Raw genomic sequence first — 21,815 nt, 5'->3', positions numbered from 1 at the left:
CGTGCCCGAAAACGTGCGGCGATGGTAACGGATGGGCGCCAACCTGCAAGCTTAGTCAGCGTAATAACGCTTCGGGCAGGCTCGGCGTGCGCGGGATCCGCGTCGCGTCCCAGTAGATGCTGCCCCACTTGAGCACTTCGGCCGGCGTCGCATCGTCCAGGTCGGCAGGCGGCGTTTGCCCCAGGGCTCGCAATGCGCGCAGCAACAAGGGCGTGGCCTGGTCTGCGCGCAGCGGAGGCGAACGGTAGGATTTGCCCAGCTTGTTGCCATCGGGTTGGGTAATCAGGGGCAGGTGCAGGTAGCGCGGTTGGCGCAAGCCGAGCAGTTCCTGCAGGTACAACTGGCGCGGGGTGGAGTCAAGCAGGTCGGCACCGCGCACGATGTCGGTGATGCCTTGCCAGGCATCGTCGAGCACCACGGCCAATTGATAGGCGTAGAGCCCGTCGCGGCGACGTATCACAAAATCGCCGACCTCGCGACCCAGGTGCTGGCGGTATTCGCCTTGCACACGGTCATTAAAATGGTATTCCAGCTCGGGTACACGCAGGCGGATCGCCGCGTTTTCACTCGGGTGGCCGGCGTTGCGGCACAGGCCCGGGTAGATGCCGTGATAGGGCTCCAGCTGTTTGCGCGAGCAGGTGCAGGCGTAGGCCAGGCCGTGGTTGAACAGTTGATCGAGGACCTGGGCGTAGGCGGCGTGCCGTTCGCTCTGGCGAATCATCGTGCCGTCCCATTCAAAGCCGTAGCTTTCCAGGGCCTTGAGAATCGCCGCCTGGGCGCCGGGTTCTTCCCGGGGCGGGTCAAGGTCTTCCATGCGCAGCAGCCAGCGCCCACCGACCGAGCGGGCATCGAGGTAGGAGGCCAGGGCGGCGACCAGCGAGCCGAAGTGCAGGTGGCCACTGGGTGTTGGGGCGAAGCGCCCGATGTAGTCGGGGGGTGTTTTGGCAGTCATGGAGACGAAGCTACTTTTCAGGCTATACGCAGGTCAACCTGTAGGAGTGAGCCTGCTCGCGATAGCGGTGTGACATTCAACACCGATATTGACCGACCCACCGCTATCGCGAGCAGGCTCACTCCTACAAAAGGCAAAAGGCAAAAGGCAGAAACAAAAACGGAGCGTTCGCACGCTCCGTTTTTCGTTCAGGTCGAGATTACTTGCCGACCTGCTTTTCCTTGATTTCCGCAAGGGTCTTGCAGTCGACGCACATGTCGGCAGTAGGACGTGCTTCGAGACGGCGAATGCCGATTTCGACGCCGCACGACTCGCACCAACCGTACTCTTCGTCTTCGATCAGTTGCAGGGTCTTGTCGATTTTCTTGATCAGCTTGCGCTCGCGGTCGCGGGCGCGCAGTTCGAGGCTGAATTCTTCTTCCTGGCTGGCACGGTCGGCCGGGTCAGGGAAGTTGGCCGCTTCGTCTTTCATGTGGTCAACCGTACGGTCGACTTCCTGCATCAAGTCCTGTTTCCACTTGTTCAGGATCTTGGTGAAGTGAGCGCGCATGGGCTTGCCCATGTACTCCTCGCCCTTGGACTCAACGTAGGGTTCGAAGCCGCTGATCGACTGATTTGCCTGTTGCTTTGCTTGGGTGGGCATGAAATGGACCGCCTCTACTCTTGTAATCCATTGCGCAGGATTGCTCCATCACCGACACCTGCCGGCCCTGCGGCTGCAAGCGGGCGAACTTACCAGATCAAATCAGGCCGCGCTACTCCCTCATGTCGAGGCTGCGGCCCATAAGGCTTGCAAAGGGTTGCAAAGCCTGGTCTGGCGGCTCTGGAGACCTGATCAAATATTGATTTTAGTCAATCCTGCGCCTTGCGTATGGGCTCTATGACACATGAACCTTGGTCTTGTGACCGCATTAGCTTCTCGCTCGTTCCTGGCCTTGGGTAGAATCGTTTCTTTTACCCCGTTGAAGGAAGGCTAATGGCTCAGCCCTACAGTGCGCGCAGCCGCGCTATCGAACCTTTCCACGTCATGGCCCTGCTGGCGCGCGCCAACGAGCTGCAAGCAGCCGGGCACGACGTCATTCACTTGGAAATCGGCGAACCGGACTTCACCACTGCCGAACCGATCATCCAGGCTGGCCAGGCAGCGCTGACGGCGGGGAAAACCCGATACACCGCGGCGCGCGGCATACCTGAACTGCGTGAAGCCATCAGCGGCTTCTACGAGCAACGCTACGGCTTGAACATCGATCCGCAACGCATCCTGATCACCCCAGGTGGCTCCGGCGCGCTGTTGCTCGCCAGTGCCTTACTGGTGGACCCAGGCAAGCACTGGTTGCTGGCCGACCCCGGTTACCCGTGCAACCGCCACTTTCTGCGGTTGGTGGAGGGCGCGGCGCAACTGGTGCCGGTCGGGCCGGAGGTGCGTTACCAACTGACCCCGGACCTGGTGCAGCGTTATTGGGATCAGGACAGTGTCGGTGCACTGGTGGCATCTCCGGCCAACCCCACCGGAACCATTCTGACCCGCGACGAACTGGCTGGACTGTCGACGGCAATCAAGGGGCGCAACGGCCACCTGGTGGTGGACGAGATCTACCACGGCCTGACCTACGGCACCGATGCCGCCAGTGTGCTGGAAGTGGATGACAGTGCCTTTGTCCTGAATAGTTTTTCCAAATATTTCGGCATGACCGGCTGGCGCCTGGGCTGGCTGGTGGCGCCGCAAGGGGCGGTCAGCGAGTTGGAGAAGCTCGCGCAGAACCTCTATATCAGCGCGCCGAGCATGGCCCAGTACGCGGCATTGGCCTGTTTCGAGCCGCAAACCTTGAGCATTCTGGAAGAGCGCCGCGCCGAATTCGGCCGGCGCCGCGATTTCCTCCTGCCGGCGTTGCGTGAGCTGGGCTTTGGCATCGCGGTAGAGCCCGAAGGCGCGTTCTATCTGTATGCGGACATCAGCGCCTTTGGTGGCGATGCCTTTGCGTTCTGTCGGCATTTCCTGGAAACCGAACACATCGCCTTTACCCCGGGGCTGGACTTCGGCCGGCACCAGGCCGGGCATCACGTGCGGTTTGCCTACACCCAGAGCCTGCCGCGGTTGCGCGAAGCGGTGGAACGGATTGCCCGTGGCTTGCGGAGCTGGCAAGGCTGATGCGCTTCGATCCCCCTCTGGAAGAAGGTCGGCTGATCCGACGATACAAGCGTTTTCTCGCCGATATCGAAACTGTTAGCGGCGAGATGCTCACCATTCACTGCCCTAACACCGGTTCGATGTTCAATTGCATGGTCGAAGGCGGGCAGGTCTGGTTCAGCCGCTCCAACGACCCCAAGCGCAAATTGCCCGGTACCTGGGAAATCAGCGAGACCCCGCAGGGACGCCTGGCGTGTGTCAACACGGCGCGAGCCAACCCGTTGATCGAGGAAGCGCTGCGCGCCGGGCTGATCAGCGAGCTGGCCGGCTTTACCGGGCTCAAGCGGGAAGTGCCGTACGGGCAGGAGAACAGCCGGATCGATTTCCGCCTCGATTACCCCCACGGACCGGCCTTCGTCGAAGTCAAAAGTGTCACCCTGGGGTTCGACGGCTCGGCGGTCGCGGCTTTTCCCGATGCGGTGACTCAGCGCGGTGCCAAGCATTTGCGCGAGCTGGCGTGCCTGGCCCGGGACGGGGTTCGCGCTGTGCAGTTGTATTGCGTGAACCTGACCGGTATCGAGGCAGTGCGCCCGGCGGTGGAGATCGATCCGGGCTACGCCGCCGCACTGGCGCAGGCCAAAGCGGCCGGGGTTGAAGTGTTGGCCTATGGCGTGAGCCTGAGCGCCGAGGAAGTCAGGGTCGATCGGCGTCTTCAGGTACTGCTCGGCGTTTAGCCTTGGACCCAGATGCCTTGGGCGTCTTCGCGGCAGTGCAGGGCCTTGAGTGATTGGCCGGCGCAAGGCCCAGCCACACATTCACCGCTCTCGATCAGGAACAGTGCGCCATGGGTGGCGCACTGGATCAGGCTGGCGCTGGGGTCGAGGAATTGGTCCGGCTGCCATTCCAGGCCGACGCCACGGTGCGGGCAACGGTTCTGGTAAGCGTAGACCCGGCCTTCGCGGCGCACGGCAAAGATCTTTTGTCCGGCAATCTCGAAGCCACGGCTACTGGCATCGACCAGTTCGGCGCTGGTACAAAGAAACTTCATGACTATCCTCAGGTGCCGAAGACCCTGGCCTGCGGCGGTTATGTGCTGCGTGCGCTGGTTAGCAAATATGTCCGTGCTTGACGCGCAAATGCTAACAATTATCAAATGCCGGCTTCGCCCGCGAAGGTGCGTTAGCCAAAGCGCCTGGGATTGTGCGGGAAAACTCCTGAAAGGAAACCCTGTTATGCGCCTGAGTACCAGCGCTATCGCGCTCTGTGTCGGACTTCTGGTTACCCATGGGGCCGCAGCGGCCGAATTGCCGCAACGCTGGGTCAGTGCCGGGGGCGCGCTGTCGGAGTGGGTCAGTGCCTTGGGCGCGCAGGCCAAGCTGGTGGGAGTGGACACCACCAGCCAGCACCCGGAGTCACTCAAGAGCTTGCCGAGTATCGGTTATCAACGCCAACTGTCGGCGGAAGGCATTTTGAGCCTGCGTCCGCAGATCCTGATCGGCACCGAAGAAATGGGCCCACCGCCGGTGTTGTCGCAGATTCGCAGTGCCGGGGTCCAGGTCGAGCTGTTCTCGGCTCAGCCGGACTTGCCCACCCTGCAGAACAATTTGCAGCATCTGGGGCGCTTGCTGGGCAGCGAGGCGCAGGCCACGGCACTGTTCGACGGTTATCAACAGCAAATTGCGCAGCAGCAGGCCTGGGTCAGCCAGGCCCAGGCCAGCGCCAAGGCACCGGGGGTGCTGCTGTTGCTGGGCCACGCCGGGGGCAAGCCGTTGATTGCGGGTAAAGACACCGCGGCCGATTGGCTACTGCAACAGGCCGGCGGGCATAACCTGGCGACCCACAGTGGCTATAAGCCGTTTTCGGTGGAGTCCCTGGCGGGGCTAACGCCGGATGTCCTGGTGTTCTCGGACCGGGCATTGACCGGCGATGCCGCACGTGAAGCGTTGTTCAAGCAGAACCCGATCCTCGCCTCGACGCCGGCGGCCAAGGCCGGTCGCGTCCTGGAGCTCGACCCGACGCTGTTGGTCGGCGGCCTGGGACCGCGTTTGCCGCAAAGCCTGGTCAAGCTGTCTGCCGGTTTCTATCCGGCTGAGTCCGCCAAGGCCACTGCCGCCCAATGAGCACTCTGGTAAAACCGCGTTCGTTGTTCATTGGCCTGGGTCTGCTGTGTGTGCTGGCGACCTGGCTGTCCCTGGCTCTGGGCCCCGTCAGCTTGCCGTTGCTGGACACCTTGCGGGCGGCCCTGCGTATGCTCGGGTTGCCGATTGCGGGTGATGGCCTGGAGCAGGCCGAGCTGATACTCGGGCAGATCCGTTTGCCGCGAACCTTGCTCGGGCTGGCGGTGGGTGGCGTCCTGGCCCTGTCTGGGGTGGCGATGCAGGGGCTGTTCCGCAACCCGCTGGCGGACCCGGGGCTGGTGGGGGTTTCCAGTGGCGCGGCCCTCGGCGCGGCGATCGCGATTGTCGGTGGTTCGTTGTTTGGCGGAATGCCGGAGGCGATCGGTCCGTACTTGTTGTCGATCTGTGCCTTCCTCGGCGGCCTGGGGGTGACGGCGCTGGTTTATCGTCTGGGCCGGCGCAACGGCCAGACCAACGTCGCGACCATGTTGCTGGCGGGCATCGCCCTGACGGCGTTGGCGGGGTCGGCGGTGGGCTTGTTCACTTATCTGGCCGACGATGCGACCTTGCGCACCCTGACGTTCTGGAACCTGGGCAGTCTCAATGGCGCCAGTTATGCGCGGCTCTGGCCCTTGCTGCTGGTGACGGTGGTGGTGGCGCTATGGTTGCCGCGCCGGGCCAAGGCATTGAATGCGCTGCTGCTTGGCGAGTCCGAGGCCAGTCACCTGGGGATCAATGTCGAGCGGCTCAAGCGCGAACTGGTGTTCTGCACCGCGCTAGGAGTGGGTGCGGCTGTCGCGGCGGCGGGGATGATCGGCTTTGTCGGCCTGGTGGTGCCGCACCTGGTGCGGTTGCTCGCCGGACCTGATCACCGGGTGTTGCTGCCGGCCTCGATCCTGGCGGGTGCCAGCCTGTTATTGCTGGCCGACCTGGTGGCGCGCCTGGCGCTGGCACCGGCGGAATTACCAATCGGCATCGTCACCGCGTTCATTGGTGCACCGTTCTTTCTGTTCCTGTTGTTGCGAGGTCGTGCCTGATGCTGCGCGTGGAAAACCTGCAGATCCGTCGAGGTGGCAACATCGTCCTGGCGGACATCGACCTTGCGCTCAACCCAGGCGAGGTGCTTGGTGTGCTGGGCCCCAACGGTGCTGGCAAAAGCACCTTGCTGGCAGCCCTGTGCGGGGAACTGCGTGCCGATCATGGCCACGTCTGGCTGGACCAGCGCCCATTGAGTGAGTGGGACGGCGCCCAGCGCGCGCAGCGCCTGGCCGTGCTGCCGCAGAGTTCGACCCTGGATTTCGCCTTCCGCGTCGAGGAGGTGGTCGGCATGGGCCGCTTGCCGCATCAGACCGGCCGCCAGCGAGATGACGAAATTGTCGCCGCGGCCTTGCAAGCAGCTGACGTTGCCCACTTGAGCGGGCGCAGCTACACCGCACTCTCGGGTGGTGAGCGCCAGCGGGTGCACCTGGCGCGGGTGCTGGCGCAGCTATGGCCGGGTGAAGCAGGGCAGACCTTGCTGCTCGATGAGCCAACCTCGATGCTCGACCCCCTGCATCAACACACTACGTTGCAGGCCGTGCGCCAGTTTGCCGATCGCGGTGCGGCGGTGCTGGTGATCCTGCATGATCTGAATCTGGCCGCGCGCTACTGTGACCGCATTCTGCTCCTGGAAAACGGTCGCCCCCATGCCCTGGACACCCCGCAACAGGTACTGCGCCCCGAGTCCCTGCAGGCGGTGTTCGGCCTGGAGGTGTTGGTGCAGCCGCACCCGGAGCGTGGGCATCCGCTGATCATTGCCCGCTGAGGTGAGTGCATGGGTCGAATCCTGATTGTGCTGTGTCTGCTGCTGGCGGCCTGCCAGAGCGGGGTGCCGACTGGCGTAGGCCAGCCTGCTGGCGAGATTATCGATCTGCGCAGCGGGCAGACACTGACGGCCCAGGCGCTGGTCGAGCGTTTGGCCGCAGCGCCCCGGGTGATCGTCGGCGAGCAGCATGACAACCCTGATCACCACCAGGTCCAACTATGGCTGTTGCACGCGTTGGCCCAGCGCCGGGCGCAAGGCAGTCTGTTGCTGGAAATGCTCACCCCCGGGCAACAGGCCGCGGTCGATCAACTGCGCGCACGCAGTCCGGGGCAATGGCCGGCTGATCTGCCGGCCGCGCTGGCCTGGCAGCCGGGTTGGGACTGGAGTCTGTATGGCCCGATTGTGCGTTATGCCTTGGCCCACCCTTATCCCTTGCTGGCAGCCAATCTCGATGGGCCTGAGGTGCGGCGTCTCTACAAAGAGGCACCAGCCCTGAGCGGTGGGCGCTCGAATGCGGCCTCGGTCAGGGCGTCGTTGCTGGCGCAAATTGCGTTATCCCATTGCGGCCTGCTACCCGAGAGCCAGATGCCGGCGATGCTGGCCGTGCAGCAACACCGCGATCGGCGAATGGCCGAGCGCCTGATGATTGCAGCGACGCCCGCCATGCTATTGGCCGGTGGTTATCACGCTCGCCTGGATCTCGGGGTGCCGGTGCACATGGCGGATCTCGACGCGCGCCCGCCAGCGGTGGTGTTGATGCTGGCGGAGAAAGGTCAGCCAGTGGCAACGGCCTCGGCGGATTACGCCTGGTACACGGCCGTCCGGCCGGTGCAGGATTATTGCGCCTCAATGCGCCAGTGAGCGACTGACGGTGGGTAATCGACAGGCAAAAAAAGACCCGGCAAGAGCCGGGTCAAATAACCGTGATTAGCCTGATGAGGAGATAATCTGAGAGTCCGAACCAATGGTCTTCCAGAAGATCAGCTGATCTCGCGACCAGTTGTGATAATCATAACGATTCTCATTTCTAAGTCAACGGATGATTCTCGAATTCTTTTTCATTTCTCTAAACGCTTGTTTGAAACCCCTGTAAACCCTGGGGTTGCCCGCTGTCGAACGGGCTCAATTCTTTTGTCGGGACGAGATGGCTTCCAGTTGTTTGTTGAGGGCGTCTTTGCGTTCGGCGGGAATATCGTTCCAGTGCATGTCCAGCAGTGCCCCCTCGATCGCGTACAGCAGCACCTTCGATGCACGGAACCCGCGGGTGCGTACCGCCCTGTAAGCATCCACCGCCCCCAGCCGGCGCAAATCCGAAGCACTGTGAATGCCTACGGCATGCAGCCATTGCGCCGACGTCTTGCCAAGATTCTTCAGGTGTTGCAGTTCGTCATTCATCAAGCCTCCTTGCGATGGGCGAAGAGTGCGTTGGGCGGACCTTTGAGGAGTGTAGCGGTCAGTAGGAAAAGCGTGGTTCTTTGGTCGGTTTGAACGCAAAAGCTTCTAAGGCCATGTGCCAGATGGCTCTGCGAGAGGCGTTGCGACGGGGGTGGGTGTCGTGAAAACGACGCGCCAAGTCCGGCCCCGTGGCGGCGCCAGACGTTCAGTGGGTGTGAGGCGGATTAGCGAGTGCGGTAACGCAGGCGGGTACCGAAGTTCATCGACATAAGGATTTCGTCGGCCGAAAGTTCGGGCGGGAAGTAGGCGCCGGAAATTTGCGCATGGGCCAGGCTCGCGCCTTCCAGGGAGGCCTGGCGAAAATCAATGCCGCGCAGGTCGGCGGAGCGGAAGTAGGCATAGCTGAAATCAATGCCTGCAGCGTTCAGTTCACGCAGATCGAGGCCGCGAAAATCACCGCCCACCATGTCGATGGTGCCGTTCTGTGGGCGTTCGCGGTTGAAGCCATGGATATCGTCTTTGTGCAGCAGGGCGTAGAGCGGGGTATCGAGCAGTGTGGGCTGGCTCATGGGCGTCACCGTGTTGGATTTATGACGCCAGTATAGTGCCACTGCGTAACCGGCGTGAGGTCATCACAACCTCACGCCGGTTACCTCGCGTGCTTACAGGCCTGGCAGGCGCTGGCGGATCTGGGCGACGACGGTGTCCAGGGTCCCGCTTTCGTTGGTCTGCACCCGTTTGCTGCAGAGAATCTCTGCTGGCGTCAGGGCTTCGCGATTGGCTTGTTGAGCGGCGATAACGGCCAGGTTGGCGTCGGATGGATCGTTTTTGTCGGCCTGGCGCTGGGCCAGCCAGCTCTCGATCACGGCTTGGGGTGCGTTGCAGTCAAGAATCAGGAAGGGTGCGCCAGTGGCCTCGGCAACGTGCGCCGCGCCATCGCGCTGCTCGCGCTTGAGGTACGTGGCGTCGAGCACCACTGGGAAGCCGGCACGCAGGATCACGTCGGCAATCTCGTGCAGGCGTGCATAGGTGGCGGCGCTGGCATCGGCGCCGTAGATGCCGGCTTGTGGATCGTTGGGTACCTGTTGCTCGCCGAACAGGCGCTTGCGCTCGACATCGGAACGCAGGCGGATGGCGCCCAGCGCTTCAACCAGGCGCATGGCCACGCGGCTTTTGCCGACTGCCGAGACGCCGTGGGTGATGGCCAGGAAGCGCGATGGGATGGTGCTGTAGCTTTCCGCCAGGTTGGCGTAGTTGCGGTACTGGCGCAGGGTAGTGGCACGCTGCACGGGGGTCGCATCGGCAGGCATGCTGAACAGGCTGACCTTGGCGCGCACCAGGGCCCGGTAGGCTTTGTAGAAGTTCAGCAGCTCCAGGCCCTGGTAATCGCCGGTCAGCTCCAGGTACTGGCTCATGAAGCGGCGAGCGAGGCTTTTCAGGCCGCGGTCTTCCAGGTCCATCGCGAGGAAACCGGTGTCGGCATAGACATCGGTGAAGCGGAACGGCTCGTTGAATTCGATGCAGTCGAAAATCACCACGTTGCCGTCGATCACGGTGGCGTTGCCCAGGTGGATATCACCGTGGCATTCGCGGATGAAACCCTCGGCCTTGCGTTGGGCCAGCAGCGGCTTGAGGCGCTCGAAGCTGCTTTGCGCCCAGGCTTGCAGGGCTTCGAGTTGCAGCAGGTCGGCCTTGTCGTTGAGGAACGGACGAATCTGCTCGAAGTTCTGCTGTACCGGGGCCATGACGCTGTCCGGTGTGCCGGCTTCGTGGTCGGCCGGAACGCGCGGCGCTTCGAGGTGGAAGCGGGCAATCTGTTGGGCCATCGCGTCGATGTGCGCGGTGGTCAGCTCGCCGTTGGCCTGCAGAGTGCTGAGCAGTTGGCTTTGCGGGAACTGACGCATTTTCAGCGCGTAGTCCAGTACCGGACCGCTGCCGCCCAGTTGGGGGGCTTCAGCGCTGCCGGTGATCGGCAAGACTTCCAGGTACAGGTCGTTGGTCAGGCGCTGGTTGAGGCGCAGTTCCTCGGCGCAGAAGTGCTCGCGAGCGTCGAGCGTGGTGAAGTCGAGGAAGCCGAAGTTCACCGGTTTTTTCACTTTATAGGCGTAGGGGCCGGTGAGCAGCACCCAGGAGATGTGCGTCTCGATGACCTGGAATCCGTCTACCGGATGCGGGTAGAGGGCCGGGTTTTGCAGGGCAGCGATCAGGGATTGGCTCACGGGCGATCCTTCAGAGTCTGGGAAAATTCAAGGGCGCCATTATGGCCGCAAGCGGGGCCAACGCAAACCTCGCGGGGCTCATGTTGATCAGGAATAAAGTGCGTATAATCCGCCGCCATGACTCGTACCCGATCCCCCCGCACTGCTAAAAAACGTCCCTCCAAAGGCCTGAGCCCTTGGCTGGGCTGGGCCCTGAAGCTCAGTCTGGTCGGCCTCGTGGTGCTGGCAGGCTTTGCTGTTTACCTTGATGCCGTGGTCCAGGAGAAGTTCTCCGGCAAGCGCTGGACCATTCCAGCCAAGGTTTACGCCCGTCCGCTGGAGCTGTTCGTCGGACAAAAGCTCAGCAAGCAAGATTTCCTCACGGAACTCGATGCCCTGGGCTATCGCCGCGAAAGCGTGGCCAATGGCCCGGGTGCGGCGGCAGTCAGTGGCAATACCGTGGACCTGAATACCCGTGGTTTCCAGTTCTATGAAGGCATGGAGAAGGCCCAGCCGGTGCGTGTGCGCTTCTCCGGCGACTACGTGGCCGAGCTGTCCGCGCTGAACGGGTCGAAGCTGTCCGTGGTGCGGCTGGAGCCGTTGCTGATCGGCGGGATCTACCCGAAAAATCTCGAAGATCGGATTCTGATCAAGCTCGATCAGGTCCCGCCCTATTTGCTGGAAACCCTGGTCGCGGTCGAAGACCGGGATTTCTACGGCCACTGGGGTGTGTCGCCCAAATCGATTGCCCGGGCCGTCTGGGTCAACACCTCTGGCGGCAAAATGACCCAGGGCGGCAGCACGCTGACCCAGCAATTGGTCAAGAACTTCTACCTGACCAACGAGCGCAGCCTGAGCCGCAAGCTGACCGAAGCGATGATGGCGATGTTGCTTGAGTTGCATTACGACAAGCGCGAAATTCTTGAGGCGTACCTCAATGAGGTGTTCGTCGGTCAGGATGGCCAGCGCGCGGTGCACGGGTTTGGCCTGGCGAGTCAGTTCTTCTTCGGCCAGCCGTTGTCCGAGCTGAAACTGCATCAAGTGGCCATGCTGGTGGGCATGGTCAAGGGGCCGTCCTACTACAACCCGCGGCGCAACCCCGAGCGGGCGCTTGAGCGGCGCAACCTGGTGCTGGATGTCCTCGAGCAACAGGGCGTGGCCACGGCCGAGCAGGTGGCAGCCGCGAAAAAACTGCCACTGGGTGTGACCACCCGCGGCAAGCTGGCCGACAGTTCGTTCCCGGGCTTTATCGACCTGGTCAAGCGTCAACTGCGCGAAGACTACCGCGACGAAGACTTGACCGAAGAAGGCCTGCGGATTTTCACCAGCTTTGATCCGATTCTGCAGATGAAAGCGGAAGCTTCGGTCAACGACACCTTCAAGCGTCTTTCCGGACGCAAAGGTGCGGACGAGGTCGAGGCGGCAATGGTGGTAACCAACCCGGAAACCGGGGAAGTACAGGCCATGATTGGCAGTCGCCAGGCCGGCTTTGCCGGGTTCAACCGGGCGCTGGATGCGGTGCGCCCGATCGGTTCGCTGATCAAACCAGCGGTGTATCTGACGGCGCTGGAGAAGCCGAGCAAGTACACCCTGACCAGTTGGCTGTCCGACGATTCGTTCTCGGTAAAAGGCGCCGATGGCCAGGTCTGGAAACCGCAGAACTATGATCGTCGGTCCCACGGCACGGTCTTCCTGTATCAGGGGCTGGCGCATTCCTACAACCTCTCGACCGCACGCCTGGGTCTGGAAGTCGGGGTGCCGAATGTCCTGAAGACCCTCGGCCGCCTCGGCGTCACGCGTGAGTTCCCGGCCTTCCCGTCGATGTTGTTGGGGGCGGGTGCCTTGACGCTGATCGAAGTGGCAACCATGTACCAGACCCTGGCCAACGGTGGTTTTAATACGCCGATGCGCGGGATTCGCAGCGTGCTGACGGCCGAGGGCGAGCCGCTCAAGCGTTATCCATTCCAGATCCAGCAGCGCTTTGATCCGGCGTCCATTTATCTGATCCAGAGCGCCATGCAGCGGGTGATGCGCGAGGGTACCGGCAGTTCGGTTTATAACGTGCTGCCCAAGACGCTGACCCTGGCAGGCAAGACCGGTACCAGTAACGATTCGCGCGATAGCTGGTTTGCTGGTTTCAGCCAGGATCTGCTGGCGGTGGTGTGGCTGGGCCGCGATGACAACGGCAAGACGCCGTTCACCGGGGCCACCGGTGCGCTGCAGGTCTGGAGCAGTTTCATGCGCAAGGCCGACCCGCTGCCGCTGGACATGCCACAGCCGGACAACATCGTGCAGGCCTGGGTCGATTCGCGGACCGGGCAGGGCTCGGATGCCAGTTGCCCGGGCGCGGTGCAGATGCCGTATATTCGCGGCAGCGAACCGCCTCCCGGCGCCGCCTGCGGTGGCACAGACCCCGCCTCAGGCGAGTCGGTGATGGACTGGGTCAAGGGCTGGATGAATTAAGCAGAGAGGGTTTCAAGTGAACAAGTGGTTTATTCCAGCGGTGACGCTGACGGCTCTGACTTTGCTCAGTGGCTGCTCGACCGTGCAGCGCGGCTCGATTCCGGTGGTCGATTCGGGCACTGCGGTGTCCAACAGCGAGCGGCTCTCTGCCAACGGCGGCTTTCGCAAGACCACCGTGACCCGCCCGACACAGGGCCAGGTCCAGGCCATCCCACAGGGTGATACCGGTGTGGTGGTGATGGTGCCAGGGGGCGGCGCCACGACCTCGATGCCGATCAGCACCCAGCCGATCACCCCAGGGCCGATCAGTTCCGGGCCGATTACTCCGGGGCCGGTCGACAGTGGCCCGCTCGTACCGAGCACCAGCTACAGCCTGCCGCCGACGCCGAGCGGCGTGCCTTCTGCCAGCAGCGCGGCCGGTGGCCTGTCGGCTGACGAGCAGTTGGACGGTCCGGTGCTGGCCTTGCTCACCACGGCCCAGCAGCAACAGGCGGGTGGTGACCTCAATGGCGCGTCTTCGAGCCTTGAGCGGGCCCAGCGGGTAGCCCCGCGTGAGCCGCAAGTGCTCTATCGCCTGGCGCAAGTGCGCATGGCCCAAGGCGATGCGCCCCAGGCGGAGCAGTTCGCCCGTCGTGGTTTGACCCTGGCCAATGGCCGTCCTGACTTGCAGGCTAGCCTGTGGGGGTTGATCGCCCAGGCGCGTGAGCAGCAGGGCGATGCCGCCGGTGCGGCCCAGGCGCGGCAGAAGGCCAAGGTTACGCTGTGATGGATCAACGTTTTCCGAAGATTGCCGAGCAACTGTTGCTGATCGAGCGCGAATTGCGGGTCCAGGGCTGGTGGGACGAGGTTTCGCCTTCTGCGCAGGCGCTGTCCAGTGTCGAGCCGTTTTCGGTCGACACCCTGGACTTCGAGCAGTGGCTGCAATGGATCTTCCTGCCACGTATGAAGCTGATCCTCGAACAGGATCTGCCCTTGCCCAATGCCTCGGGGATTCAGGAGATGGCCGAAATGGTCTTCGCCGCCCGCGATGTCCAGGGCCGGGATCGTCAGTTGCAGGTCCTGCTCAAAGAGTTCGACCAACTGATCAGCGCCTCCCGTTGATGTGCTCACTGCCAGCGTCCTGCTGGCGGTGACGTTCAATCCCCCAGAAAATCCCCTCTGTGCGCCGCGACCGGTGCGTTCGTATGCCATTTTCTTGCCAAAACTGCGCAATTGAAATAATCCGACCTGGGGTTTGGCGGTTTTTTCTTGCGTTCTCATGCGCTTAGTTCGAATTAAGCACATTGACGGCTTGACTTGCAGAGGGCGAAACAGAAGAATCCAAAGTCCGCTGTAGAGGGACTGCCAGAAGCAGGCCCGCTCAGCAGATCATGAGGCGCACATCCGCGCCGACCTGTTACACCCGCAACGCGTTACCTCGCGCTGGGTGGGAAAGTCCCGCAACACTTGGGACGCTCCCAATACTTGCTCAGTCAGTGCTGACGTAGTCGGCGACCACCGTCGCTCATGCTCTGCTGAGAAGTAAACCTATTAAGACCCGTCCCCTTATGTGGGCGGTATTCTGGCGTTTTAGAGGTGAACAACGTGGAGCTTTTATCTGGCGGTGAGATGCTCGTCCGCTTTTTGCGTGACGAAGGCGTCAAATATATCTACGGGTACCCGGGTGGTGCTCTCCTTCATGTATACGATGCCCTGTTCAAAGAACCGGAAGTGACTCACATCCTGGTTCGCCACGAACAAGCGGCTACCCATATGGCTGACGGCTATGCCCGTGCCACCGGTAAAGCCGGCGTGGTATTGGTGACTTCCGGTCCAGGCGCCACAAACGCCATCACCGGGATTGCCACCGCCTATATGGACTCGATTCCAATGGTGATCATTTCCGGTCAGGTGCCTAGCACCATGGTCGGCACCGACGCGTTCCAGGAAACCGACATGATCGGTATCTCCCGGCCGATCGTGAAGCACAGCTTCATGATCAAGCACGCTTCGGAAATCCCGGAAGTCATGAAGAAGGCGTTCTACCTGGCGCAATCCGGTCGTCCTGGTCCGGTGGTTGTCGATATTCCGAAAGACATGACCAACCCGGCCGAGAAGTTCGAATACGTCTTCCCGAAAAAAGCCAAGCTGCGTTCCTACAGCCCGGCTGTTCGTGGTCACTCCGGGCAAATCCGCAAGGCGGCAGAAATGCTCCTGGCGGCCAAGCGTCCTGTGTTGTACGCAGGTGGCGGCGTGATCCTCGGTGGCGGCTCCGCGCCGCTGACCGAACTGGCCCAGATGCTCAACCTGCCCGTGACCAATACCCTGATGGGCCTGGGTGCCTACCCTGGCACCGACCGTCAGTTCATTGGCATGCTCGGCATGCACGGCAGCTACACCGCCAACCTGGCCATGCACCATGCTGACGTGATCCTGGCGGTCGGCGCGCGTTTCGATGACCGAGTGATCAACGGCCCGGCGAAATTCTGCCCGAATGCCAAAATCATCCACATCGATATCGACCCGGCTTCGATCTCCAAGACCATCAAGGCCGACGTGCCAATCGTGGGCCCGGTGGAAAGCGTCCTGAACGAAATGGTCGCGATCCTCAAGGAAATCGGCGAGACCCCGAACAAGGAGTCCGTTGCCAGTTGGTGGAAGCAAGTGGACGAGTGGCGCGGTGATCGCGGCCTGTTCCCTTACGACAAGGGCGATGGCAGCGTCATCAAGCCGCAGACCGTGATCGAGACTCTGTGCGAAGTGACCAAGGGCGATGCCTTTGTGACCTCCGACGTGGGTCAACACCAGATGTTCGCGGCGCAGTACTACAAGTTCAACAAGCCAAACCGCTGGATCAACTCCGGCGGCCTGGGCACCATGGGCTTCGGTTTCCCGGCGGCCATGGGTATCAAGTTGAGCTTCCCGGATGTCGATGTTGCCTGCGTCACAGGCGAAGGCAGCATCCAGATGAACATCCAGGAGCTGTCCACCTGCCTGCAGTACGGCTTGCCGGTCAAGATCGTGATCCTCAACAACGGTGTGCTGGGCATGGTTCGCCAGTGGCAAGACATGAGCTATGGCAGCCGTCATTCGCACTCCTACATGGAGTCGCTGCCTGACTTCGTCAAGCTGGCCGAGGCCTATGGTCACGTCGGCGTGCGCATCACCGACTCGAAAGACCTCAAGTCGAAGATGGAAGAAGCGTTTGCCATGAAGGATCGCCTGGTCGTGATCGATATTTCGGTCGACACCAGCGAGCACGTCTACCCGATGCAGATCAAAGACGGCTCCATGCGCGATATGTGGCTGAGCAAGACGGAGCGTACTTAATCATGCGGCACATTATTTCCTTGCTTCTGGAAAACGAACCGGGCGCTCTGTCGCGTGTAGTCGGGCTGTTCTCGCAGCGTAACTACAACATCGAAAGCCTGACCGTGGCACCTACCGAAGACCCGACCCTGTCGCGTCTGACGTTGACCACCGTAGGGCACGATGAAGTTATCGAGCAGATCACCAAGAACCTGAACAAGCTGATCGAAGTGGTCAAGCTGGTCGACCTGTCGGAAAGCGCGCACATCGAGCGCGAGCTGATGCTGGTCAAGGTCAAGGCTACCGGTGCCCAGCGCGCCGAGATCAAACGCACTACGGATATTTATCGTGGGCAGATCGTAGATGTCAGCGCCAGCGTGTATACCGTTCAACTGACCGGTACCAGCGACAAGCTCGACAGCTTCATCCAGTCCATTGGCACCGCTTCGATCCTGGAAACCGTCCGTAGCGGCGTAACCGGTATTGCCCGCGGCGACAAAGTACTCAGCATCTAAACCAAATTAGCGAATGGCCTGAACGGCCTGGATATATAGGGGAATTTCATGAAAGTTTATTACGAAAAAGACTGCGACCTGTCCATCATCCAGGGCAAGAAAGTTGCCATCATCGGTTACGGTTCCCAAGGTCACGCTCAAGCGTGCAACCTGAAAGATTCCGGCGTTGACGTTACCGTTGGCCTGCGTAAAGGTTCGGCTACCGTTGCCAAGGCTGAAGCTCACGGCCTGAAAGTGACTGACGTGGCTTCCGCTGTTGCAGCTGCCGACCTGGTCATGATCCTGACCCCGGACGAGTTCCAGTCTGCCCTGTACAAGAACGAAATCGAGCCGAACATCAAGAAAGGCGCCACCCTGGCGTTCTCCCACGGCTTCGCGATCCACTACAACCAGGTTGTGCCGCGCGCTGACCTCGACGTGATCATGATCGCGCCGAAGGCTCCGGGTCACACCGTGCGTTCCGAGTTCGTCAAAGGCGGCGGTATTCCTGACCTGATCGCGATCTACCAGGATGCTTCGGGCAATGCCAAAAACGTTGCACTGTCCTACGCGGCTGGCGTTGGCGGTGGTCGTACCGGCATCATCGAAACCACCTTCAAGGACGAGACCGAAACCGACCTGTTCGGCGAACAAGCCGTTCTGTGCGGCGGTACCGTTGAGCTGGTAAAAGCCGGTTTCGAAACCCTGGTTGAAGCTGGCTACGCGCCAGAAATGGCCTACTTCGAGTGCCTGCACGAACTGAAGCTGATCGTTGACCTCATGTACGAAGGCGGTATCGCCAACATGAACTACTCGATCTCCAACAACGCCGAGTACGGCGAGTACGTGACCGGCCCGGAAGTCATCAACGCCGAATCCCGTCAGGCCATGCGCAACGCCCTGAAACGCATTCAGGACGGCGAGTACGCCAAGATGTTCATCAGCGAAGGTGCAACCGGCTACCCTTCGATGACCGCCAAGCGTCGTAACAACGCTGCACACGGTATCGAAATCATCGGCGAGCAACTGCGTTCGATGATGCCGTGGATCGGTGCCAACAAGATCGTCGACAAAGCCAAAAACTAAGTCACGACCCTGTACGAAAAACGCGGCTTATGCCGCGTTTTTTCGTTTGGTGGGCTGGTTCTGGTATAAAGCTGCATCGTTTGTGCTGCGAACCGTTGACGCAGACACCTGTCAAAAATTTCCACACCGTTGCAAGGTACTGTCCATGAGCGAACGTCCCGAAGAGCCAAACCAGGCTTCTGACGCCGAAAGCCTGCTGCCCATCGATGAACACATCGAAGAAGGGCATGATGCTGAAGGCCGTAAAGTCCGGCATCGTGGTATCTATCTTCTGCCGAATCTGTTCACCACCGCGAACCTGTTCGCGGGGTTCTACTCCATCATTAACTCGATGAGCGCGCAGAGCGCCTTGAGTGCCGGTGATGCTGCCGGCGCGAGCAAGTACTTTGCTTTCGCGGCAATCGCGATCTTTGTCGCCATGGTGCTCGACGGCCTGGATGGCCGGGTAGCGCGGATGACCAATACCCAGAGCGCCTTTGGCGCCGAGTACGACTCGCTGTCGGACATGGTTGCCTTTGGTGTTGCACCGGCGTTGCTGGCCTTCGGCTGGGCCCTGGGCGATATGGGCAAGGTCGGCTGGATGGTTGCCTTCATCTATGTGGCGGGCGCGGCCTTGCGTCTGGCGCGCTTCAACACCCAGGTGGGGACCGCGGACAAGCGTTACTTCATCGGCCTGGCCAGCCCGGCTGCCGCGGGTGTGGTGGCGGGTATCGTCTGGGCCTTCAGTGACTACGGGATCCAGGGCTCGAAAATGTCCTTCCTGGTGGCGCTGATGGTGGCTGCGGCCGGCATGTTGATGGTCAGCAACATCAAGTACAACAGCTTCAAGGAGCTGGACCTGAAGGGGCGTGTGCCTTTTGTGGCGATCCTGGCGGTGGTGCTGGTGTTTGCCGTGGTGTTCAGCGATCCGCCGCGCATTCTGCTCCTGGTGTTCCTCGCCTATGCCGCCTCTGGTCCGGTGCAGTACTTGTTACACCTTCGCCGGCACAAAAAAGCCGAGTGAGGTAATTTCCCCCATACTCCGCAGTCTATTGGTGCATCAGTCCTCCAATGCTGCGGAGTTGTCATGTTATTCAAATTCCCCAAATCGTCCGACTGCCCTGAGTCGGACGTCACGCCTGAATCCCTCTATATATCTCGCCGCAGCGTGCTGGGCAGTGCAGTCAGCGTAATGGCTGCCAGCAGTCTGCCGCGCTGGGCCAGCGCCGATGACGTCGCACGATACCCGGACGTCGAGCCGGGCAAGGCGCCAGCCTGGTTCAACGAGAAACTCCCGGCGACTCGTTGGGGGGCGGTCAACGTCAAGGATGAGTCGATCACGCCCTTCAAGGATGCGACCCACTACAACAACTTCTATGAGTTCGGCACCGACAAGGGGGATCCGGCCGCCAATGCCGGCGCCTTGAAAACCGAACCCTGGAGCGTGGTGGTAGACGGGGAGGTGGGGAAACCGGGGCGTTATGCCCTGGAAGACCTGATGAAACCCTATCAGTTGGAGGAGCGCATCTACCGACTGCGGTGTGTGGAGGCCTGGTCGATGGTGATCCCCTGGATCGGCTTTCCTCTTTCTGCATTGCTCAAGCAGGTCGAGCCCACTTCCAAGGCCCGGTACATTCGCTTCGAAACCTTGCAGGACCCTCAGAGCATGCCGGGCCAGCGCTCCGGTTTTGCCCTGATCGACTGGCCTTATATAGAAGGGCTGCGCCTGGATGAGGCGATGCATCCGCTGGCGATCCTGGCAGTCGGGATGTACGGGCGTGAATTGCCTAACCAGAACGGCGCGCCATTGCGCTTGGTGGTGCCGTGGAAGTACGGCTTCAAGAGTGTCAAATCCATCGTGCGCATCAGTCTGGTCAGCGAGCAGCCAAAAACCACCTGGCAGGGCATTGCCGCGGATGAGTATGGCTTCTACGCCAATGTGAACCCCACTGTCGATCATCCGCGCTGGACCCAGGCGCGGGAGCGGCGTTTGCCCAGCGGATTGTTCAAGCCCAATGTGCGTGCCACCCAGATGTTCAATGGCTACGCAGATGAAGTAGCCGGCCTGTATGCAGGCATGGACTTGAGGACGAACTACTGATGCGGTTTGTGTTGTGGCGCAGTGCCGTCTTCATAGCGGCGGCGGTGTGGCCGCTGCTCTGGTTGTATGAAGCCTGGAGTTCGGCGTTGGGGCCTGACCCGGGCAAGGTGCTGGTCGATCGCTTGGGTTTGGGAACCCTGACGCTGCTCTTGATTACGTTGAGCATGACGCCTTTGCAGAAATTGAGCGGTTGGGCGGGCTGGATTGCGGTGAGGCGGCAACTGGGGTTGTGGACTTTTGCCTATGCAGTGCTGCATCTGTCTGCCTACCTGGTATTTATCCTTGGCCTGGACTGGTCGCAGTTGGGGGTGGAGCTGAGCAAGCGGCCATACATTATTGTTGGCAGTCTCGGCCTGGTGGGGTTGCTCCTGCTGGCGGCAACGTCCAATCGATACAGTCAGCGACGATTGGGTGTGCGCTGGAGGAAGTTGCACCGCCTGGTCTACGTGATTTTGGGGCTTGGTTTGCTGCACATGTTGTGGATAGTTCGTGCGGACCTGAAAGAGTGGGCGATCTATGCCTCTATAGGTGCACTGCTATTAGTCTTGCGTGTGCCTGCCATTGCCCGGCGAATTCCGCGTCTAAAGGGTAAAAAGGCACCTTCTGCAACAAAAGCTTAATTAACGCTTGACGGCAGATCTCAGGTGTCTATAATTCGCCCCACTTCCGGCGCAGTCGAAACGGAAAACTCCTTGGTAAACAATGAGTTACGCAGTTTTCGGCAGCAGGTTGCTTCAGTTCATCGAAGCGCGAAAGGAGTTGAAAAAGAGGTGTTGACAGCAGCGTGTAACGCTGTAGAATTCGCCTCCCGCTACCGAGTGATCGGAAGCGCAAGTGGTTGAAGTTGTTGAGGAAATCTTCAAAAACTTCTGAAAATACCGCTTGACAGCAAATGAGGCTGCTGTAGAATGCGCGCCTCGGTTGAGACGAAAGATCTTAACCAACCGCTCTTTAACAACTGAATCAAGCAATTCGTGTGGGTGCTTGTGCTGTCAGACTGATAGTCAAAAAGATTATCAGCATCACAAGTTACTCCGCGAGAAATCAAAGATGTAACCAACGATTGCTGAGCCAAGTTTAGGGTTTCTTAAAAACCCAAAGATGTTTGAACTGAAGAGTTTGATCATGGCTCAGATTGAACGCTGGCGGCAGGCCTAACACATGCAAGTCGAGCGGTAGAGAGAAGCTTGCTTCTCTTGAGAGCGGCGGACGGGTGAGTAATGCCTAGGAATCTGCCTGGTAGTGGGGGATAACGCTCGGAAACGGACGCTAATACCGCATACGTCCTACGGGAGAAAGCAGGGGACCTTCGGGCCTTGCGCTATCAGATGAGCCTAGGTCGGATTAGCTAGTTGGTGGGGTAATGGCTCACCAAGGCGACGATCCGTAACTGGTCTGAGAGGATGATCAGTCACACTGGAACTGAGACACGGTCCAGACTCCTACGGGAGGCAGCAGTGGGGAATATTGGACAATGGGCGAAAGCCTGATCCAGCCATGCCGCGTGTGTGAAGAAGGTCTTCGGATTGTAAAGCACTTTAAGTTGGGAGGAAGGGCAGTAACCTAATACGTTGCTGTCTTGACGTTACCGACAGAATAAGCACCGGCTAACTCTGTGCCAGCAGCCGCGGTAATACAGAGGGTGCAAGCGTTAATCGGAATTACTGGGCGTAAAGCGCGCGTAGGTGGTTTGTTAAGTTGGATGTGAAATCCCCGGGCTCAACCTGGGAACTGCATTCAAAACTGACAAGCTAGAGTATGGTAGAGGGTGGTGGAATTTCCTGTGTAGCGGTGAAATGCGTAGATATAG

At 60.7% G+C, this 21,815-nt stretch carries 21 protein-coding genes and 1 rRNA gene (1 of these 22 only partly in view); 16 read left to right on the top strand and 6 right to left on the bottom strand.

The genetic code is table 11. The features are described from left to right. Positions 1-55 precede the first annotated feature (55 nt). A complete protein-coding gene (gluQRS, locus tag PspS04_RS23350) occupies positions 56-952 on the bottom strand; it encodes a tRNA glutamyl-Q(34) synthetase GluQRS (RefSeq protein WP_159998005.1) in 897 nt (298 codons plus the stop codon). 199 nt (positions 953-1,151) lie between these two features. Then, on the bottom strand, positions 1,152-1,595 hold the full coding sequence (gene dksA, locus PspS04_RS23345; RefSeq protein ID WP_095166579.1) for an RNA polymerase-binding protein DksA: 444 nt from the start codon (positions 1,593-1,595) through the stop codon (positions 1,152-1,154). A 333-nt stretch (positions 1,596-1,928) separates the two neighbouring features. On the opposite strand from dksA, the gene PspS04_RS23340 reads away from it, so the two are divergent. Together PspS04_RS23340 and sfsA are read left to right on the top strand one after the other, a co-directional pair. Further along, complete coding sequence (locus tag PspS04_RS23340) at positions 1,929-3,101, top strand: pyridoxal phosphate-dependent aminotransferase (protein ID WP_159998003.1); 1,173 nt, start codon at positions 1,929-1,931, stop codon at positions 3,099-3,101. Continuing rightward, complete coding sequence (gene sfsA, locus PspS04_RS23335; RefSeq protein WP_159998001.1) at positions 3,101-3,814, top strand: DNA/RNA nuclease SfsA; 714 nt, start codon at positions 3,101-3,103, stop codon at positions 3,812-3,814. Before PspS04_RS23340 ends, sfsA begins: the two co-directional genes overlap by 1 nt. On the opposite strand, the gene PspS04_RS23330 is transcribed toward sfsA, so the two are convergent. Continuing rightward, on the bottom strand, positions 3,811-4,128 hold the full coding sequence (locus PspS04_RS23330; RefSeq protein WP_159997999.1) for a Rieske (2Fe-2S) protein: 318 nt from the start codon (positions 4,126-4,128) through the stop codon (positions 3,811-3,813). The two genes, sfsA and PspS04_RS23330, sit on opposite strands and share 4 nt — an antisense overlap. Positions 4,129-4,312: 184 nt before the next feature. Here PspS04_RS23330 and PspS04_RS23325 point away from each other — a divergent pair, with 184 nt between their 5' ends. Genes PspS04_RS23325 through PspS04_RS23310 form a run of 4 tightly spaced genes read left to right on the top strand, consistent with a single transcriptional unit; the run spans position 4,313 to position 7,862 of the window. After that, positions 4,313-5,200 (top strand): heme/hemin ABC transporter substrate-binding protein, encoded by an 888-nt coding sequence (locus tag PspS04_RS23325; protein WP_159997997.1) that lies wholly within the window; start codon positions 4,313-4,315, stop codon positions 5,198-5,200. A 50-nt stretch (positions 5,201-5,250) separates the two neighbouring features. Next, positions 5,251-6,234, top strand: coding sequence for a FecCD family ABC transporter permease (locus PspS04_RS23320; protein WP_162530239.1), 984 nt, complete (start codon positions 5,251-5,253; stop codon positions 6,232-6,234). Continuing rightward, positions 6,234-7,001 (top strand): heme ABC transporter ATP-binding protein, encoded by a 768-nt coding sequence (locus PspS04_RS23315; protein ID WP_095166591.1) that lies wholly within the window; start codon positions 6,234-6,236, stop codon positions 6,999-7,001. Before PspS04_RS23320 ends, PspS04_RS23315 begins: the two co-directional genes overlap by 1 nt. 9 nt (positions 7,002-7,010) lie before the next feature. Then, positions 7,011-7,862, top strand: coding sequence for a ChaN family lipoprotein (locus PspS04_RS23310; protein WP_159997995.1), 852 nt, complete (start codon positions 7,011-7,013; stop codon positions 7,860-7,862). Positions 7,863-8,123: 261 nt separating this feature from the next. Here the strand turns inward: PspS04_RS23310 and PspS04_RS23305 are convergent, their stop codons facing one another. From PspS04_RS23305 to PspS04_RS23295, 3 genes are all read right to left on the bottom strand, one after another. Then, positions 8,124-8,396, bottom strand: coding sequence for a TfoX/Sxy family protein (locus tag PspS04_RS23305; RefSeq protein WP_095166596.1), 273 nt, complete (start codon positions 8,394-8,396; stop codon positions 8,124-8,126). 224 nt (positions 8,397-8,620) lie between these two features. Beyond that, positions 8,621-8,965 carry a pentapeptide repeat-containing protein gene (locus tag PspS04_RS23300; RefSeq protein WP_159997993.1) on the bottom strand — a complete coding sequence of 115 codons (345 nt, stop codon included), beginning with the start codon at positions 8,963-8,965 and terminating at the stop codon, positions 8,621-8,623. Between the two features lie 93 nt (positions 8,966-9,058). Next, positions 9,059-10,615, bottom strand: coding sequence for a bifunctional aminoglycoside phosphotransferase/ATP-binding protein (locus PspS04_RS23295; RefSeq protein ID WP_159997991.1), 1,557 nt, complete (start codon positions 10,613-10,615; stop codon positions 9,059-9,061). A gap of 117 nt (positions 10,616-10,732) precedes the next feature. Between PspS04_RS23295 and mrcB the strand changes: the two genes are divergently transcribed. From mrcB to PspS04_RS23245, 10 genes are all read left to right on the top strand, one after another. Further along, the gene (mrcB, locus tag PspS04_RS23290) at positions 10,733-13,057 is read left to right on the top strand and encodes a penicillin-binding protein 1B (protein WP_159997989.1); all 2,325 of its coding nucleotides are present in this window, start codon (positions 10,733-10,735) and stop codon (positions 13,055-13,057) included. Positions 13,058-13,073: 16 nt separating this feature from the next. Beyond that, the gene (locus PspS04_RS23285) at positions 13,074-13,823 is read left to right on the top strand and encodes a hypothetical protein (protein WP_159997987.1); all 750 of its coding nucleotides are present in this window, start codon (positions 13,074-13,076) and stop codon (positions 13,821-13,823) included. After that, positions 13,823-14,158 carry a YqcC family protein gene (locus PspS04_RS23280; protein ID WP_095166606.1) on the top strand — a complete coding sequence of 112 codons (336 nt, stop codon included), beginning with the start codon at positions 13,823-13,825 and terminating at the stop codon, positions 14,156-14,158. The genes PspS04_RS23285 and PspS04_RS23280 overlap by 1 nt, the downstream gene beginning before the upstream one ends. A 483-nt stretch (positions 14,159-14,641) precedes the next feature. Further along, complete coding sequence (locus tag PspS04_RS23275; protein ID WP_095166633.1) at positions 14,642-16,366, top strand: acetolactate synthase 3 large subunit; 1,725 nt, start codon at positions 14,642-14,644, stop codon at positions 16,364-16,366. A gap of 2 nt (positions 16,367-16,368) precedes the next feature. Then, complete coding sequence (ilvN, locus tag PspS04_RS23270; RefSeq protein ID WP_003176102.1) at positions 16,369-16,860, top strand: acetolactate synthase small subunit; 492 nt, start codon at positions 16,369-16,371, stop codon at positions 16,858-16,860. 48 nt (positions 16,861-16,908) lie between these two features. Next, complete coding sequence (gene ilvC / locus PspS04_RS23265) at positions 16,909-17,925, top strand: ketol-acid reductoisomerase (RefSeq protein ID WP_007948647.1); 1,017 nt, start codon at positions 16,909-16,911, stop codon at positions 17,923-17,925. A 145-nt stretch (positions 17,926-18,070) separates the two neighbouring features. Further along, on the top strand, positions 18,071-18,928 hold the full coding sequence (pssA, locus tag PspS04_RS23260) for a CDP-diacylglycerol--serine O-phosphatidyltransferase (RefSeq protein WP_095166608.1): 858 nt from the start codon (positions 18,071-18,073) through the stop codon (positions 18,926-18,928). 63 nt (positions 18,929-18,991) lie between these two features. Further along, positions 18,992-20,005: a protein-methionine-sulfoxide reductase catalytic subunit MsrP gene (gene msrP / locus PspS04_RS23255; RefSeq protein WP_159997985.1), complete on the top strand. Its 1,014-nt coding sequence runs from the start codon at positions 18,992-18,994 to the stop codon at positions 20,003-20,005. After that, positions 20,005-20,625 carry a protein-methionine-sulfoxide reductase heme-binding subunit MsrQ gene (gene msrQ / locus PspS04_RS23250; RefSeq protein WP_159997983.1) on the top strand — a complete coding sequence of 207 codons (621 nt, stop codon included), beginning with the start codon at positions 20,005-20,007 and terminating at the stop codon, positions 20,623-20,625. The genes msrP and msrQ overlap by 1 nt, the downstream gene beginning before the upstream one ends. A 487-nt stretch (positions 20,626-21,112) precedes the next feature. Next, positions 21,113-21,815: ribosomal RNA gene (locus tag PspS04_RS23245) — 16S ribosomal RNA — on the top strand (it continues 834 nt past the right edge of the window).

Source organism: Pseudomonas sp. S04, assembly GCF_009834545.1.
In the GTDB taxonomy this organism is placed as follows: Bacteria; Pseudomonadota; Gammaproteobacteria; order Pseudomonadales; family Pseudomonadaceae; genus Aquipseudomonas.
This window is presented reverse-complemented; position numbering and strand designations above follow the sequence as displayed.

Bases quoted from the DNA above. Each gene is read 5' to 3' on its own strand.
- dksA (WP_095166579.1), bottom strand. From the start codon at position 1,595: ATGCCCACCCAAGCAAAGCAACAGGCAAATCAGTCGATCAGCGGCTTC.
- PspS04_RS23280 (WP_095166606.1), top strand. From the start codon at position 13,823: ATGGATCAACGTTTTCCGAAGATTGCCGAGCAACTGTTGCTGATCGAG.
- msrQ (WP_159997983.1), top strand. From the start codon at position 20,005: ATGCGGTTTGTGTTGTGGCGCAGTGCCGTCTTCATAGCGGCGGCGGTG.
- PspS04_RS23315 (WP_095166591.1), top strand. From the start codon at position 6,234: ATGCTGCGCGTGGAAAACCTGCAGATCCGTCGAGGTGGCAACATCGTC.
- ilvN (WP_003176102.1), top strand. From the start codon at position 16,369: ATGCGGCACATTATTTCCTTGCTTCTGGAAAACGAACCGGGCGCTCTG.
- sfsA (WP_159998001.1), top strand. From the start codon at position 3,101: ATGCGCTTCGATCCCCCTCTGGAAGAAGGTCGGCTGATCCGACGATAC.
- PspS04_RS23305 (WP_095166596.1), bottom strand. From the start codon at position 8,396: ATGAATGACGAACTGCAACACCTGAAGAATCTTGGCAAGACGTCGGCG.
- PspS04_RS23340 (WP_159998003.1), top strand. From the start codon at position 1,929: ATGGCTCAGCCCTACAGTGCGCGCAGCCGCGCTATCGAACCTTTCCAC.
- PspS04_RS23330 (WP_159997999.1), bottom strand. From the start codon at position 4,128: ATGAAGTTTCTTTGTACCAGCGCCGAACTGGTCGATGCCAGTAGCCGT.
- pssA (WP_095166608.1), top strand. From the start codon at position 18,071: ATGAGCGAACGTCCCGAAGAGCCAAACCAGGCTTCTGACGCCGAAAGC.
- mrcB (WP_159997989.1), top strand. From the start codon at position 10,733: ATGACTCGTACCCGATCCCCCCGCACTGCTAAAAAACGTCCCTCCAAA.
- msrP (WP_159997985.1), top strand. From the start codon at position 18,992: ATGTTATTCAAATTCCCCAAATCGTCCGACTGCCCTGAGTCGGACGTC.
- PspS04_RS23300 (WP_159997993.1), bottom strand. From the start codon at position 8,965: ATGAGCCAGCCCACACTGCTCGATACCCCGCTCTACGCCCTGCTGCAC.
- PspS04_RS23325 (WP_159997997.1), top strand. From the start codon at position 4,313: ATGCGCCTGAGTACCAGCGCTATCGCGCTCTGTGTCGGACTTCTGGTT.
- ilvC (WP_007948647.1), top strand. From the start codon at position 16,909: ATGAAAGTTTATTACGAAAAAGACTGCGACCTGTCCATCATCCAGGGC.
- PspS04_RS23310 (WP_159997995.1), top strand. From the start codon at position 7,011: ATGGGTCGAATCCTGATTGTGCTGTGTCTGCTGCTGGCGGCCTGCCAG.
- gluQRS (WP_159998005.1), bottom strand. From the start codon at position 952: ATGACTGCCAAAACACCCCCCGACTACATCGGGCGCTTCGCCCCAACA.